General features: G+C 58.7%; 14 protein-coding genes. 8 read left to right on the forward strand and 6 right to left on the reverse strand.

What is annotated here, in order from left to right:
• The first annotated feature begins 87 nt into the window (after window positions 1-87).
• Together GT571_RS02405 and GT571_RS02410 are read left to right on the forward strand one after the other, a co-directional pair.
• Complete coding sequence (locus tag GT571_RS02405; RefSeq protein WP_161155229.1) at window positions 88-990, forward strand: DMT family transporter; 903 nt, start codon at window positions 88-90, stop codon at window positions 988-990.
• A gap of 88 nt (window positions 991-1,078) precedes the next feature.
• On the forward strand, window positions 1,079-1,804 hold the full coding sequence (locus GT571_RS02410; RefSeq protein ID WP_161155230.1) for a uracil-DNA glycosylase: 726 nt from the start codon (window positions 1,079-1,081) through the stop codon (window positions 1,802-1,804).
• Window positions 1,805-1,854: 50 nt separating this feature from the next.
• Here GT571_RS02410 and GT571_RS02415 read toward each other — a convergent pair whose 3' ends face one another.
• The 3 genes from GT571_RS02415 to GT571_RS02425 form a co-directional block, all read right to left on the reverse strand.
• On the reverse strand, window positions 1,855-2,535 hold the full coding sequence (locus tag GT571_RS02415) for an SDR family NAD(P)-dependent oxidoreductase (protein WP_161155232.1): 681 nt from the start codon (window positions 2,533-2,535) through the stop codon (window positions 1,855-1,857).
• A gap of 9 nt (window positions 2,536-2,544) precedes the next feature.
• Window positions 2,545-3,267 (reverse strand): VUT family protein, encoded by a 723-nt coding sequence (locus tag GT571_RS02420; RefSeq protein WP_226812554.1) that lies wholly within the window; start codon window positions 3,265-3,267, stop codon window positions 2,545-2,547.
• A 156-nt stretch (window positions 3,268-3,423) separates the two neighbouring features.
• Complete coding sequence (locus GT571_RS02425; RefSeq protein WP_161155235.1) at window positions 3,424-5,037, reverse strand: peptide chain release factor 3; 1,614 nt, start codon at window positions 5,035-5,037, stop codon at window positions 3,424-3,426.
• A gap of 727 nt (window positions 5,038-5,764) precedes the next feature.
• Between GT571_RS02425 and GT571_RS02430 the strand changes: the two genes are divergently transcribed.
• The 4 genes from GT571_RS02430 to GT571_RS02445 all read left to right on the forward strand — a co-directional run bounded on the left by GT571_RS02430 (window position 5,765) and on the right by GT571_RS02445 (window position 8,764).
• Window positions 5,765-6,145 (forward strand): GntR family transcriptional regulator, encoded by a 381-nt coding sequence (locus GT571_RS02430; protein ID WP_161155237.1) that lies wholly within the window; start codon window positions 5,765-5,767, stop codon window positions 6,143-6,145.
• Window positions 6,146-6,168: 23 nt separating this feature from the next.
• Window positions 6,169-7,050, forward strand: a complete 882-nt coding sequence (locus tag GT571_RS02435) for an ABC transporter ATP-binding protein (protein WP_161155239.1) — start codon at window positions 6,169-6,171, stop codon at window positions 7,048-7,050.
• Window positions 7,047-7,745: an ABC-2 transporter permease gene (locus tag GT571_RS02440; protein WP_161155241.1), complete on the forward strand. Its 699-nt coding sequence runs from the start codon at window positions 7,047-7,049 to the stop codon at window positions 7,743-7,745. The genes GT571_RS02435 and GT571_RS02440 overlap by 4 nt, the downstream gene beginning before the upstream one ends.
• Window positions 7,746-8,026: 281 nt before the next feature.
• A complete protein-coding gene (locus GT571_RS02445) occupies window positions 8,027-8,764 on the forward strand; it encodes an SAM-dependent methyltransferase (RefSeq protein WP_161155243.1) in 738 nt (245 codons plus the stop codon).
• Between the two features lie 82 nt (window positions 8,765-8,846).
• Here the strand turns inward: GT571_RS02445 and GT571_RS02450 are convergent, their stop codons facing one another.
• From GT571_RS02450 to GT571_RS02460, 3 genes are all read right to left on the reverse strand, one after another.
• The gene (locus tag GT571_RS02450) at window positions 8,847-10,136 is read right to left on the reverse strand and encodes a chloride channel protein (RefSeq protein WP_161155245.1); all 1,290 of its coding nucleotides are present in this window, start codon (window positions 10,134-10,136) and stop codon (window positions 8,847-8,849) included.
• Between the two features lie 123 nt (window positions 10,137-10,259).
• Window positions 10,260-10,793: an LOG family protein gene (locus GT571_RS02455; RefSeq protein ID WP_161155247.1), complete on the reverse strand. Its 534-nt coding sequence runs from the start codon at window positions 10,791-10,793 to the stop codon at window positions 10,260-10,262.
• Between the two features lie 36 nt (window positions 10,794-10,829).
• Entirely contained in the window at window positions 10,830-11,255 is a 426-nt protein-coding gene (locus tag GT571_RS02460) for a potassium channel family protein (protein ID WP_158550201.1), read from the reverse strand.
• 214 nt (window positions 11,256-11,469) lie between these two features.
• Between GT571_RS02460 and GT571_RS02465 the strand changes: the two genes are divergently transcribed.
• Together GT571_RS02465 and GT571_RS02470 are read left to right on the forward strand one after the other, a co-directional pair.
• On the forward strand, window positions 11,470-14,274 hold the full coding sequence (locus GT571_RS02465) for an ATP-binding protein (RefSeq protein ID WP_161155249.1): 2,805 nt from the start codon (window positions 11,470-11,472) through the stop codon (window positions 14,272-14,274).
• Window positions 14,275-14,315: 41 nt separating this feature from the next.
• The gene (locus GT571_RS02470) at window positions 14,316-14,795 is read left to right on the forward strand and encodes a pyridoxamine 5'-phosphate oxidase family protein (RefSeq protein ID WP_161155251.1); all 480 of its coding nucleotides are present in this window, start codon (window positions 14,316-14,318) and stop codon (window positions 14,793-14,795) included.
• Window positions 14,796-14,811: the final 16 nt, after the last annotated feature.

Consider the following 14,811-nt stretch of genomic DNA (forward strand, 5'->3'; position numbering starts at 1 on the left):
TCATACTAAAGATACATTCGCTTTACTACATCCAAATCTGGGAGCAGAATCCTTTTTACGAAACCGTTCTGTAACAAAAGGAGTCCCATGGATCGCAAAAAAGCAATCGCGCTCTCATTTTCCGTTCCCGTCGCATGGGGCTTTTCATATCCCCTCATGAAGATCGGCATGGACAGCATGAACGCCACGAGCATCGTTGCGCTGCGCTGCATCATCGCCTTTGCGGCTTGCCTGCTGCTCTTCCACAAGCGCGCGTTCCGCATCAACCGCGACCTTATGGTTCGCGCCGCCATCATCGGTGCCATCATGGCAACCGAGCTCACCTGCATGTGTCTGGGCTCCAGCCTCACTTCTGCCTCCACTGCCGGCTTTTTTCAGAGCCTGACGGTCGTGATCGTACCGTTTGCCAACGCCGCCCTGCTGCGCCGCGCCCCCGAGCGCAAGGTGCTCGTCGGCACCGCCATCGTCACCTGCGGCATGTTGCTGCTCTCGGGCGCCGACTTTACCAGCCTGAATCCCGGCGCGCTCATCATGCTGCTCTCCGCTTTTGTCTATGCCGGACACATCATTGTCGCCAAGCGCTTTGTCGAAGATGTCGACCCGCTGGCTCTGGGCGTTTGGCAGCTGGGCTTTGGCGGCTTATTCTCGGGTATCGCCGCATTCACCTTTGGCGGTTTCACACTTCCCGGCACGCCGGGCGAGGTCGTGGTCGTCGTCGCGCTCGCACTTATCTGCTCTGCCTATGGCTTTATCACCCAAACGCTCGTGCAGCCCCACGTGCCCGCCGAGACCACCGGCTTCGCTTTCTCGCTCGAGCCGGTCTGCTCGGCCGTCTTCTCGTTCTTCTTGGTCGGCGAGGTCCTGAGCCCCATCGCCTTCTTTGGCGCCGCCCTCATCCTCACCGGCGTCATGGCGGCAACCGTCGAGCTTCCGCGCCTTCGCGCACATGGACAGGCTCGCATGGCAGGAGCGCCCGAGCGCGTTTCGTAGACCCCACTCTTCATACAGCCGTGGCATAAAGGCAACCGGTGCGCCTTTACAATAGATGCCAACAGAGCATCTGCCATAAAGGAGCCCCATGGACACCACAACCCGCGACCGCAACATAGCAACTTGGTTGGGCGATGCGCCGCAGCCGGTACGTGACACTACGAACCAGCTGCTCGAGCGCATCGCCCTTTTGCGTGCCGAGCAGACCATCTACCCGGCACAAGACGACATTCTCAATGCCCTCGCCTACACGCCGGCCGACCAGGTCAAGGTCGTCATCTTGGGTCAAGACCCCTATCACGGGCCCAACCAGGCCATGGGGCTGTCGTTCTCGGTCCCCGCGACGCAAACCAAGTTGCCGCCAAGCCTGCGCAACATCTACAAGGAACTCAATGCCGATCTGAACTGCCCCATTCCCGCCACGGGAGATCTAACCCCATGGGCACAACAGGGCGTCCTGCTCCTCAACACCACGCTCACCGTGCGCGAGCATGCCGCGAACTCGCACGCCAAACTGGGCTGGAGTACCCTGACCGACTACGTTATCGAACGTTGCTGCCAGCTGCCCCAGCCGATGGTCTTTTTGGCATGGGGCCGCTTTGCCCAGCAGATGGTCGAAGGCAAGCTCGCCGCGACCGGCGCGGGCAAGGCAACCGGCAAGTTCTGCCTGGCCTCCACGCACCCCTCGCCGCTTTCGGCCAACCGTGCCACGGCAGAACTCCCCGCTTTTATGGGGTCGCGCCCCTTTTCCGCTGCCAATCGGCTACTCGAACAGCACGGCTCGACCCCCGTCAACTGGACTTGCATCGACTAAAAATCGAGACATCAAAAACGCGCCCGACGGCTTTCCATCGGGCGCGTTTCCTATTCGGGCCAAATAAATTGTGTGCGGCCGGCCTCGCCGCCATCGATCAACAGGCTCTGCCCGGTCATAAACCGGTTGGTCACGCCCACAAAGTAGATCCACTCGGCGATCTCTTGGGCGGTGGCCCAGCGTTTAAGCGGCGTGAGCTCCATAATCTGGTTCCACAGGTGCTCGTCTTCCATCACGCAACGGTTGAGCGGCGTGATGACGCCGCCCGGGTCCACACTGTTGGCGATGGCCTGCGGCGCCAGGCGGTTTGCAAGGTTTTTGGTGTAGGCGATAACGCCGCCCTTGCTGGCAGCATAGGCGGGAAACTCCGATCCCGTATGTCCACTCGCCGACCCCACGTTGACCACGGATTTGATAGCCGGCGTCGGCTTGGCGGCAAGCCCCTCCCCCACAAAGGCGTAGCGTTCGGTCACGTTGATGGTGCCACACAGGTTGGCGGCAATGTCGTCTGCCGAATCCTGCGCGCCGGCAACATTTACGATTACCTGGGGTTCAAGGTCATCTGGAAACGAGTCCGGTTCGCGGACATCAACGATCAGATGGCGGTAGCGCTCGTGTTCGACCGCCGCCGGCAGCAGATCAAAGCCCACGACCTCGTGGCCCTCGTCCAAAAAGCGCTGCACGCACGCGGCTCCGATACCGCCCGAAGCGCCCGTGATCAAAACCCGCATACTTGCTCCTTAGGCGGTTGCGTGGCGCTCGAGGTACTCGGCGCCAACATTCTCGCGCTCCCAGCCGCGCACGACCTTGTAGCCCACGGGGCTCAGGAAGACCTCGCACAGCAGCTCGGCGACAGCGCCGGTCAGCGAGCACATAAGGACCTGCACCCAGGTCCAACCAAAGAACGTGTGGCTCACCACAATGGCAAAGACCAGGTTGTCGATAAACTGGCCAACACCCGTAGACACATAGGAGCGGAAGGCAAAGCTCGCAAAGTTATTCTTTTTGAGCATACGGCCGAGCGACTGGTTGAGCGTGGAGTTAACCACGGCAGAAACGAGCATTGCCAGCGAAGAGCCCAGCACCACGTACCAGGTGCCGCCGATGGTGGCGTTAAGGGCGGTGTTGACCTCGATCATGCCCGTGTCGTAGTAGGCGCCCCACATACCGGGCGTGAGCGAGCATGCCCAAAAGCACAGGCTCACGGCCAGGTTGACCAGCAGCGCGAGGATAGAGATTTTGATGGATGCCTTGGCGCCAAAGCGCTTGCAGATCATGTCCTGGCACAAAAACGAAACCCAGCTCACCACAAAGCCGCAATCGAGTGCCAGATACGGCAGGCTGATGAGCTCTTTGTTGGCCAGCAGGTTCATCATGATGACGCTCACGAAAAACAGCGAAACCGTTGCCGCGGGAATGCTCCGCAACAGGACCTTGTAGTCCTCCATGACCTTCTTGATCATTATGTACTCCTTTGGTTTTAGGTTTAACGAGCAGGATATCGGACCCGAACTGCTCGGACGCCCCGGTCTTGAGACGACGGTGGGTATGATAGCCGCTCACACGGCATCAAGCAAGCAAGCGGCGCGGCAGCCCCGCAGGGCCACCGCGCCGATGCGTTAAAAGGCTACGTTGCCAAACTCCGACAGGATAAGGTCGGGGTTGTGGTCGGTAGCCCAGTCCACGTTCCACGGGCTCGTGAACAGCAGCAGCTTGCCGCCGCGCATGTCCTCGACGCGCAGCGTGTCGCGCGTGAGCGAAAGGCCCGGGATATCGATGGTGTCGGGGTCGTTCTGAATCCAACGGATGTCCGTATAGGGCAGCGGCTGGCGACGAACCTCAACACGGTACTCGGCCTTGAGGCGGCGCTCGAGCACCTCAAACTGCAGCACGCCGACCACGCCCACGATGACGCTCTCCATGCCGGCACCCAGCTCGCGGAAGATCTGGATGGCGCCCTCCTGGGCAAGCTCCTCCATGCCCTTCACAAATTGCTTGCGCTTGAGTGTGTCGACCTGCGTAATGCGAGCGAACATCTCGGGGGCAAACGTCGGGATCTGCGGATACTGCACGTGGCGCTTGCCGGAGCACACGGTGTCGCCGATGCTAAAGATACCCGGATCGAACAGGCCCACGATATCGCCCGCGTACGCCTCGTCCACGATGGCGCGGTCATCGGCCATCATCGACGTGCCCGTGGCAAGCTTGAGCTTGCGGTTGCCCTGCACGTGGAAGGCATCCATGCCGCGCTCGAACTTGCCCGAGCAAATGCGCACAAAGGCGATGCGGTCGCGGTGGTTCTTGTCCATGTTGGCCTGGATCTTAAACACAAAGCCGCTAAAGTCTTCGCGGCATGGATCGACCGGCTCGCTGGTGAGCGTATCGGTATAGGCGCGCGGCGTCGGGGCCAGGCGCAGGAACTCCTTGAGAAAGGGCTCCACGCCAAAGTTGGTGAGCGCCGAGCCAAAGAACGCCGGGCTCAGCTTGCCGCAGGCCACAGCATCCAAGTCGAGCTCGTCGCCAGCACCATCGAGCAGCTCGATGTCGTCCATCAGGTTCTTATGGTTCTCTTCGCCAATAAGCTCGTCCATGGAAGGATCGCCCAGCTCGGCCTCGACCTCGGCGACCTTCTTGGTGGCATTGGCGTGGCCGTCGCCCTCAAAGGCGATAACGCGACGGGTCTGGCGGTCGAACACGCCGCGGAAGTTGCGGCCGCTGCCAATCGGCCAGTTCATGGGATACGTATTGATGCCCAGGACATTCTCGATCTCTTCCATGAGCTCAAACGGATCGCGAGCCTCGTGGTCAAGCTTGTTCACAAAAGTGAAGATGGGAATATGGCGCAGCGTACAGACCTTAAAGAGCTTTTTGGTCTGGGCCTCAACACCCTTGGCGCCGTCGATGACCATGACCGCGGCGTCGGCGGCCATAAGGGTACGGTAGGTATCCTCCGAGAAGTCCTGGTGGCCGGGGGTATCGAGGATATTGACGCAGGCGCCGTTGTAGGTGAACTGCAGCACCGAGGAGGTAACGGAGATACCGCGCTCCTTCTCGATGTCCATCCAGTCCGAGACGGCATGCTTGGCCGAGCTCTTGCCCTTGACCGAGCCGGCGGTCTGGATGCTGCCGGTATAGAGCAGCAGCTTCTCGGTAAGCGTGGTCTTACCGGCGTCCGGGTGGCTGATGATCGCGAATGTGCGGCGCGACGAGATTTCATCCGACAGGCTTGCCATGCGGATCCTTTCTTGCATTGAGTGCATTACGTCGTTGTAACCGCACTATTGTAGCCGCGAAATCCGACCACAGGGCACCTATCAGGACAAATTCATCAGTTGGGGCTCGGACGGTGGAATGTCAGCGGTGTTCCGCGACGGTTTGTCTCAATCTGTAACACCTAGAAGGGTTTTTGACCTCCAGATGTTACAGATTGAGATGAACGCACAGGGCGGGCAGCCAATATCTTGATCTGTAACAGTTAGCCAGCAAAAACGGGTCTAGATGTTACAGATCAAGACAAATGAATGGACCTGTCAACAAAATCTCAATCTGTAACAGATAAACGGGTTTTTGACCTCCAGATGTTACAGATTGAGGCAAACGGTCGGACGTCTCAGAAAGATCTCAATCTGTAACAGTTAGCTGCCAAAAACAACTCCAGATGTTACAGATTGAGGCAAACGAATGGACAGGCAAATAACGTCTCAATCTGTAACAGTTAGTCATCCAAAACGGGTCTTACTGTTACAGATCAAGACAAACGGACAGGCGGGCAAATAACATCTCAACCTGTAACAGCAGGCGACCAAAAACGGACCCATGTGTTACAGATTGAGATTGTTTTGGAGCAAGCGCGGCGCCGGCGGGCTATCCCACATTTGCCTCTTGCATAACTGTGTATAGTGTATATATACTGTGCTTACCGGTTATATACACGTGTAGCCCAACAGCTAAGGAGCCGCTGTGGACATCATCCTATCCAATTCGAGCGACAAGCCCATCTACGAGCAAATAGCCTCGCAAGTCAAAGCTCAGATCCTTTCGGGCACGCTCGCTGCGGGAGCCAAACTCCCCAGCATCCGTGCACTCGCGAGCGATCTTGGCGTGAGCGTCATCACCACCAAGCGCGCCTACGCCGACCTGGAGCAACTCGGCTTTATCTGCACCGTGCAGGGCAAGGGCTGTTTTATCGCCGAGGGCAACCAGGAGCTTTTGCGCGAAAACCAGCTCTGCCATATCGAAGAGCTGCTTGCGAAAGCGGCGAGCCAAGCCGAAGCCCTGGGCGTTACGCGCGACAAGCTGCACGAGATGCTCGACCTCGTAGCCCCCGAAACCATGCAGTAGCCATCTGCAAGAAAGGCTATACCATGCAAAACCTTTTAGAACTCAAAGGCATCTCACGCCGTGTGAGCGACCGTTTTTCGCTGCGTGATGTCACGCTTGCCGTAGAGCCTGGCCAGATTGTTGGCTTTGTGGGTGCCAACGGCGCCGGCAAGACGACGACCATTCGCGCCGCGCTTGGGCTTATCAAACTCGATGCCGGCGAGGTGCATCTGCTTGGACAGCGCTGCGACGACAACGCGCCCGACGAGACGCAGCGCCACCTGCGCTCCCGCATCGGGCTTGTCCTGGACACGTGTCCCTTCCCCTCCACGCTCAAGGTGGGCCAGGTCGAGAGGCTCGTAGGCCCGGCATATCCCACGTGGAGCTGCGAAACGTTCGCTGGATTCATCGACCGATTTGGCCTCGATCCCAAGACAAAGGTCAAGGACCTCTCCCGCGGCATGGGCATGAAGTTGCAGCTTGCTTGTGCGCTCAGCCACAATGCCAAGCTGCTCGTTTTGGACGAAGCCACCGCGGGCCTTGATCCCATGGCGCGCGAGGAACTGCTCGATGAGCTGCTTGCCTTTGTCGCCGACGGCCAGCGCAGCGTGCTGCTCTCGAGCCACATTACCTCCGACCTCGATCGCGCCGCCGACCGCGTCATCTGCATCGATAACGGTTCGATTGTGTTTGACCTGCCGCGCGAGGATATTACCGACCGCGCCGGCATCGCCCACTGCACCCAAGCGCAGGCCGCCGAGCTTATGGCTTGCGTCGAAGGCGCCCGTGCCGCCCACCACGCCTATAGCGTGGACGTGCTCGTGCCCAACCGTCGCGAAACGCTCGAGGCCTTCCCCGAGATTCCCTGCGACCGGGCAACCATTGACGACTATCTTCGTCTCATGCTGAAAGGGGCTTCGAAATGAAACGCGCCTTTATGTCCGATCTCGCTATCGTTCGCACGCTCATCCCGAGCATCGCGGGCGTCGGCTTGTTCATCTTCGTCGTGCTGACGCTCGCCAACGCGTCGGATGGCGATTCCGGTATGAGTGCCGGCGCCTGCGCGGTCAGTGCCATGTCGCCCATCATGGTCATGAGTTCGCTGGCCGGCTTCGATAATCAAAACGGATGGGAGCGCTATCGGGCAACGCTGCCCATCTCGCGCAAAGACATCATCTGCGCACGCTACCTGTGCATCGTTGTCTTCTCGGCCATCATGGCCTGCGCCGCCGTGCTTTTGAACATCATCGCCCTTCCGTTCTTCGATCACACGGGCATACCCCCGACGGGACAGACCGTCTTTGAGATCACAATCGCTTCGACCGCGTCCATGCTCATCTCCCTCATGATGGTGTTTTTGGCACAGCCGCTGTTCTTTCGATTTGGACATATGGAGGCGCTGCGCCTTTCCGTCGGCCTGTTTGCCCTGCTCGGGTGCCTTGCCATGGCAGCGCTGAGCTCCTCCAACCCCATCAGCAACTGGCTTATGTCGATTGCCGGGGCGAATCCCGATCCCGCCGTCCTCGGCTGCCTGTGTACAGGAATCGCGGTATTGGCCCTCGTGCTATGTGCACTTAGCTGCATCGTCAGCACCAAGGTCTACCGGGCACGCGACCTGTAGGCAAGCGGATCTCAGCCCACGCAGGCCACAATCGGTCGCAATCGCCCATCCGTAAATCCGTGACAAATGGCATGTCCCCGGCCCGTGCGCAACGTTCTATAATCAAAGCGTCACGGGCCTCGGCCCAATTTCGATCATCCAAGGGAATGTCTTTTTGGTCATTGTTCTTTAGGGAACGGTCAATCGCATAGAACCACGAAAAACGGCCGTCTTGCGGCCGTGGTTTGTTGCGCCGTTCCGTCTCCATCATCTGCCACATATGCACCTGATAGGAAAGAACAATGAACTCTGCGAAATCTCAATCCTTCCCAAAAGCCACCAGCTTCGACACGGCACTCGTACGCTCTAAGATTATGGGGCGGAACCCCCTCAAACTCTGCGAAGAGCTCCTTTGCGATGCGAGCATTCCCCGCGGCGCCCGTGTCTGCGACCTTGGGTCGGGCACCGGCATTACCAGCGCCCTGCTCGCCCGCGAATACGGGTTTGACACCTGCGCCGTCGATCTGTGGAGCGACCCCGTCGAGAACCGCGCGTTCTTCGATTCGCTCGGCATTCCCCGCAACACTATTCACCCTGTTAAGGCGGACGCCTCACAGGGTCTACCGTTTGAGCACGGCTATTTTGATGCGGTCGTGAGCATCGACTCGTACAACTACTACGGTCGCGACCCGCACTATCTGGGCGAGCGCCTACTCCCCTACGTAAAGCAAGGCGGGATGCTCTACGTAAGCATCCCCGGCATGGTTCGCGACTGCCACGACAACCTGCCCGCCTGCCTGCTCAAATCCTGGACATCCGAGCAGCTCGACTATATGCACGACATAGCCTGGTGGCGCGCCATGATCGAGCCGACCCCCGGCGTCGAGATTGTCTCGATGCACCCTATGCTCTGCACGGACGAAGCGTGGAAAGACTGGCTCGCCTGCGACAACGAGTACGCAGCAGGCGACCGCGCTGCCGTTGAAGCCGGCGCGCTCGAATACCTCAACACCATCGCCATTGTGCTGAGGAAGCTCTAAACAATAGCCGCGCGAGCCGTAAACAAACGGCCTCGCGCGGCTTCTTTAAAACGAGTTCTGAACAAACACAAAGCGCAATACGCTACTTGCGCAGCGGCTTGGGCAGCGGAATGCCGGCGGCGATAACGGCGGCGATGATCATGCAGACGATACCCTTGAGCGGGAAGCACATGAGCAGCAGGCCCACGACCATGACGGGCTGACGCATGACCGCGCCCATCGTCGATGCCGTGCAGACGGCGACGCAAAAGACCGGATCGGCACCGGTGAGGATGGCAAGGCCGTAGCCCAGGCTTACGCCCGAGAAGATAACCGGGAAGAAGTGGCCGCCGCGCCAACCAAGGTTGATGAGGGCGGGTGTCAGCATGGCCTTAACAAGACCGGTCGCGATAAGCACGCCGGCGGGGATGGTCAGATAGGTCTCCATAAGCACGTCGGCTTGGGTCTCGCCGGCAAACATGGTGTAGGGCAAAACCGTGCCGCAGATAGCGAGGGTCAGACCAGCCAGCATTGCCTTGACGACAGGGCGCTCCCCTATGGCATGGGACAGTGCCTCGCTTGCATGCTCAGAGACAAAGTATAGCCAGCCGCAGATTGTTCCGATCAGCGACAGAGGAATGAGCCAGACAAGTTCCAGGTTGCCCACCTCGGCGGACTCGAACCTGGGCATGCCCATGCCGCCGCCCACAAGCTGGCCAAGCAGCAGGTAGGTGCCCAGACCGCCGGCAATCGCAATGCCGTAGACCACAGTCTTTTGCGCCTTAGGGAGCTTGATGGTGATCTCATCGGATGCGGGGTCCTCGTCGCCGTCGGCGCTACCGGCAAGCGGTGCCACAAAGCCAAAGACGGGCGCGGTAAAGAGCGCCGTCAGGGCAGCCTGGGTGCCCAGCAGCGTGAGCTCCCTAAACTCGGCGCCAAAGCGACGCATGCGGTCGCCGACCCAGCTGCACAGACCCGCGATAACGCCGGTCAGGCCGGCCTCCGGTCCAATACTTCCGCCAAACAGCAGCGGCAGCAATGCCGCGAGCGAAAGCTTGCCCAGATTGTCATACGGGTAGCGTCCGTCTTGTTTGACCTTGGCCATCACCTGGTTAAGGTCGTCGGTCTTGGTGCCCGTAATCTTTTCGTACAGACCGATCAGCAGGCCGCCCAGTAAGCAGACGAAAAACGGGTACGGCAGAAAGCCAAACGGGCCGCTGGCAAGCTCGGGCGAAGCGACGCCCAGCGCGTGCGGAATCTCGGTCCATAGATAGTCGATACCGTGCTCCATCGCAAAAAAGAACAGCCAGACCGCGGCGCCTGCGAACGCACCGGTCACGGCAACGCTAACTAAAAACAGCGCACGGTTTTTGGGTTTTGCAAGGCTATCCATCGGGGCCTCCCGTGGTCAAAGTCGACAAGGATACGTTTTATTGTAAGACGGGCATAGCGAGGGCGGGCCAACCATCCACGCCGCGAACGGCGCCATTGGGCGCCGCACGTGTAAGTCCAAGGCTTAGCTGCCGATAATCGATGCGATCTGGTGCAGGTTATCGGCAAAGTAAATCCCCTGCTGGCGCTGCGGGCTCGAAAGTCCTTTATCAATCATGTGCTCGAGCAGCGCCTTAAGATCGTTGTAGTAGCCCCCGAGGTTGTACAGGATGCACGGCGCACTCAAGTGCCCCAACGACACGGCGGACATGACCTCGGCAATCTCCTCGAGCGTGCCCGTACCGCCCGGGAAGGCGATGAACGCGTCGCCGAGCTCGATCATCTTGGCCTTACGCTCGGCCATGTCGCTTGTCACGATGAGGTCGTCAATACCGTCGTGTTGAAACTCTGCCTCAATAAAAAAGCTCGGCTCAACACCCGTCACGTGTCCACCCGCCTCGAGCACGCTATCGGCAAGCGTGCCCATCAGGCCCGACTTGGAGCCGCCGTATACCAGCGCGTGGCCGTTGGAGCCAATCCACGTGCCGAGCTCTCGCACTGCAGGCAGAAACGCCGGGTCGTTGCCGACGCTCGCGCCCAGGTACACCGTGATGTTCATATGCAATCCCCCTCGTCGTGACGCGCGGCACCCGTTCTATCGTTGCCGGCGACGATACTCGCGCACGCGGCGCGACAGGTCAGCGAGCTCGTCACGATCGAGCTCTTCCAAATGCTCAAGATCGTCCATAAAGCGCGCCATGGTGTCCTTTTGGCGCAGTTTAATGAGCGTATTGCAGTAGTTCACCGCCACGCCCGTGAGCATGGCAATGTAGAAGATGCTAATAACGCTCAGGACGACGGTAATAGCGCGGGCGACCGGCGTTTCGGCCGGGATATCGCCAAAGCCGATGGTCGAGACCGTCTCAAAGCTAAACCAGAGACCATCGCCAAACGTAAGGGTCGTGGGCTCGGACAGCCAGACAGCCGTCGAGCACAGCAGATAGAAGATAAGGAACAGGCCCGTGATGCGCGCAAAGCCAGCCTGGCGCAAAACATCGGCAAGCGTCCTCAACTTGTTCATCGCGACCCCTTTTCCCAGACGCCCCATCACATTCGCTCGGTATTGTCCCACAACCGGCACTTGGGCAACCGACAGCTAGGGACGTTCCTTTTGTGCCGGCAGAAAGGGACTGTTCCCCAACTGCCGGGCGGAACCGTTTAGCGGCTCAGCTGCCGACTAAGCATGCTGAGCTGGTATCCTTATGCGAAACTATCTCAACTCGATAGGATTTCATGTGAAACCTTCCGCCGTCCTTCGCTTAGCCCTACGCCGCACCCTGGCCGTCGCGCTTGCCGCACTCGCCATACTGAGCACCATCATGCCCGCCCCCGCCTTTGCCACCGACTCCGACCAGCAGGTCAAGACGGTCCGCGTTGGTTGGCTCGTCAACAACAAAGGCTTCCAGGAGGGCACGCCGGGCGAGCGCCTCTCGGGATGGGGCTACGAGTACCTCCAGACCCTCTCGTATTACACAAAGGGCTGGCAATACGAATACGTCAGCGGCACCTTCTCCGAGCTTATGGACATGCTCGAGGCAGGCGAAATCGACCTCATGCCCAACATCTCGTATTCGGCAGAACGCGAGCAGAAGCTGCTCTTTTCCTCGAACCCCGAGGGCACCGAGCGCTACTACATCTACGCCAGGCCCGACCGCGACGGCCTGGCCAAGGGTGACCCCCAGGCGCTCCAAGGCCTCACCATCGGCTGCAGCCCTGGCGTTATGCAAACTATCGTCGGCCAGCAGTGGCTCGCCGACGAAGGCGTTACCTGCACCTATAAAAAAATCGACACCGGCAGTGCCCTCTTTGAGGCGCTTGCAGACGGCGAGGTCGACGCCGTCATCATGAACGACACCATTTCGTCGCCCGATGCGTCACCCATGTTCTACGTAGGCTCGAGCGACTACTATTTTGCCGTTCCCAAAAGCCGCCCTGATCTGATGAACGACATCAACGCCGCCATGACGACCATCGCTCGCGATAACCCGCGCTATAACGAGGAAGTCAAATCGAGTTACTCGACCCAAAACAGTGGCTCGTCATCGCTCACCGGCACCGAGACCACCTGGCTCAAAGAAAACGGCAATACCATCACGCTCGGCTATCTTAAAAACCAACTTCCCTACTGTACGCAAAATGACGACGGCGAGATGGAAGGGTCGCTCGCCTCGCTTGCAACGACGTTGCACGACAAGTTTGGCATTACGGTCAAAACAATCGCACTCTCGAACAACAAGCAAATGATCAAAGCCCTTTCCAACGGAACCATCGATGTCGCCCTGCCGTTGTTTCGCGACTACTGGCTCGCCGAGCAGACAGGGGTCATCCAGTCAAACTCGATGGGAACGGTTTCGCTGACCGCCATTCACAGTGGCAAAAACCTGAACAGAGACCTTAAGAACATCGCTTGTACAAAGAGCACAATCGTTAACCGTTTTGAGCTCGAAAGTCTCTTTCCGAACGCAACGGTAACCGAGTATTCGAATGACGGCGAGGTGCTCAAAGCCCTCAATGAGGGGAAGGCACGTTGCATCATTGTCCCCAGCACGCGCCTGGAAACTCTCCGCGACATCTACGACATCGAGGATTTCGAAACACAGGAACTCACCAACACGGCGCAACTATCGTGTTTAATTTCGCGCGGCAAGCCCGAGCTGCTGGGAATCATCAATAAGGGCATCGTCAATGCAGGTGAATCGCTCTCTGCAAACAGCTATTTCCCCACATCGTACTCGGCGCAAGAATCGGATGCGTTCCGACTTCTCTACCGCAACCGCATCGTCATTGCGGCAGTTGTCATCTGCATTTTGCTCACCGGCATCGTCATCCTTGTCTGGTCGCTTTACCGCGCACAGGAGGAACGGCAGAAAGCCGATGCCGCCAACGCCGCCAAAACCGCTTTCCTCACGCGCATGAGCCACGACATCCGCACGCCGCTCAATGGCATCCTGGGCCTTATCGAGATCGAGGAATTGAAGGAAGGCGATATCCAGGTCGCCCGCGAGAGCCGTGCCAAGGCGCGTGTTGCCGCCAATCACCTGCTCTCGCTAATCAACGATATCCTCGAGATGGGCAAAATCGAAGACCACAAGCTAACACTGGAACATGCGCCTTTTAACCTCAAAGAGCTCTGTGACGATGCGCTGGTGCTGTGCAAGCTCCGCGCGTCCGGTAGCGGCATCACAATGCAGGACAATAGCCTGCCGTACGCCACGGGGCCATACATGATCGGCAGTCCCACCCATATCCGACGTATCATAATCAACCTGCTAGACAACAGCATTAAGTACAACAGGCACGGCGGCTCCGTCACCTTTAGCTCACAGACCAAGCCACTCGATAACGGGCGCGCGCTCTTTTGCTTTAGCGTTTCGGATACCGGCATTGGCATGGCTCCCGAGTTTTTAAAGCATATCTATGAACCGTTTGCCCAGGAAGGTGACGATGCACGCAGCAAATTCCAGGGAACCGGCATGGGCATGCCAATCGTCAAATCGCTCATCGACATGATGGGCGGCACGATTGAGATTTCGAGTGAAGTTGGCGTGGGAAGTACGTTTAACGTCCAGATTCCGCTCGAGATCGACAAGAACCCTCAGGCAAAAGAACGTACAGACGAGCAGGCATACAGTTGCTCGCTTGCCGACATGAACGTTCTTTTGGCAGAAGATAACGAGCTCAATGCCGAGATTGCCCAGGCTCTGCTCGAAAGCGAGGGCATCGTCGTAACTCGCGCCGCCGACGGCAACGAAGCGGTCGACCTATACGTTGGCCGTCCCGCGGGTAGCTTCGATGCGATTCTAATGGACATCATGATGCCGGGCATGGACGGCTACGAGGCAACCCGCGCGATCCGCCTGAGCGAAAAGGCCGATGCGGCCGACATCCCCATCATCGCGCTCACCGCCAACGCCTTTGCCGAAGACGCCAAGGCGGCGCACGACGCCGGCATGAACGCCCATCTGCCCAAACCGCTCGACTTTAACAAGCTCAAAAACATACTCGCCTGTATCAAGAAAAACGGGGCTGTTTCGCTATAGTTTGTGCTCAACCACCATGCGCAGTAGAAAGGAAGCCAACGATGTTTAGGCCCTTACGTCGAAAGAAACGCGCCATCACCGACGAGGAAGCACGCGAGTTGCTCGCCACCTGTAAGCGCGGCGTCTTTGCCGTCAACGGCGACGATGGCTACCCCTATGCCATTCCCGTCAACTACTTCTTCGACGCCGAGCACGACAAGATTTATTTCCATGGCGCCAAGGCCGGCCACAAGGTCGACGCACTCAAGCGCGATGACAAGACCTGCTTTACCGTTTACGGCAACGAGTGGTACAAGGACGGCGACTGGGCTCCCTACGTTATGAGTACCGTTGTCTTTGGTCGTTGTCGCCTGGTAGATGAAGCGCCCGCGTTTATCGAGGACAAAGTCCGTCAGCTCGCGCTTAAGTACTACCCTTCTGCCGAAGAAGTCGAGGAGGAGATCGCCAAAGACATCAAGGGCGTCCAACTCTACGAGATTTCGATTGAGCATCTTTGCGGCAAGCAGATTCATGAAAAGTAGCGAATGCGGAAAACGC

It is taken from the genome of Collinsella aerofaciens (assembly GCF_009876115.1).
GTDB classification, from domain to species: Bacteria; Actinomycetota; Coriobacteriia; order Coriobacteriales; family Coriobacteriaceae; genus Collinsella; species Collinsella aerofaciens_N.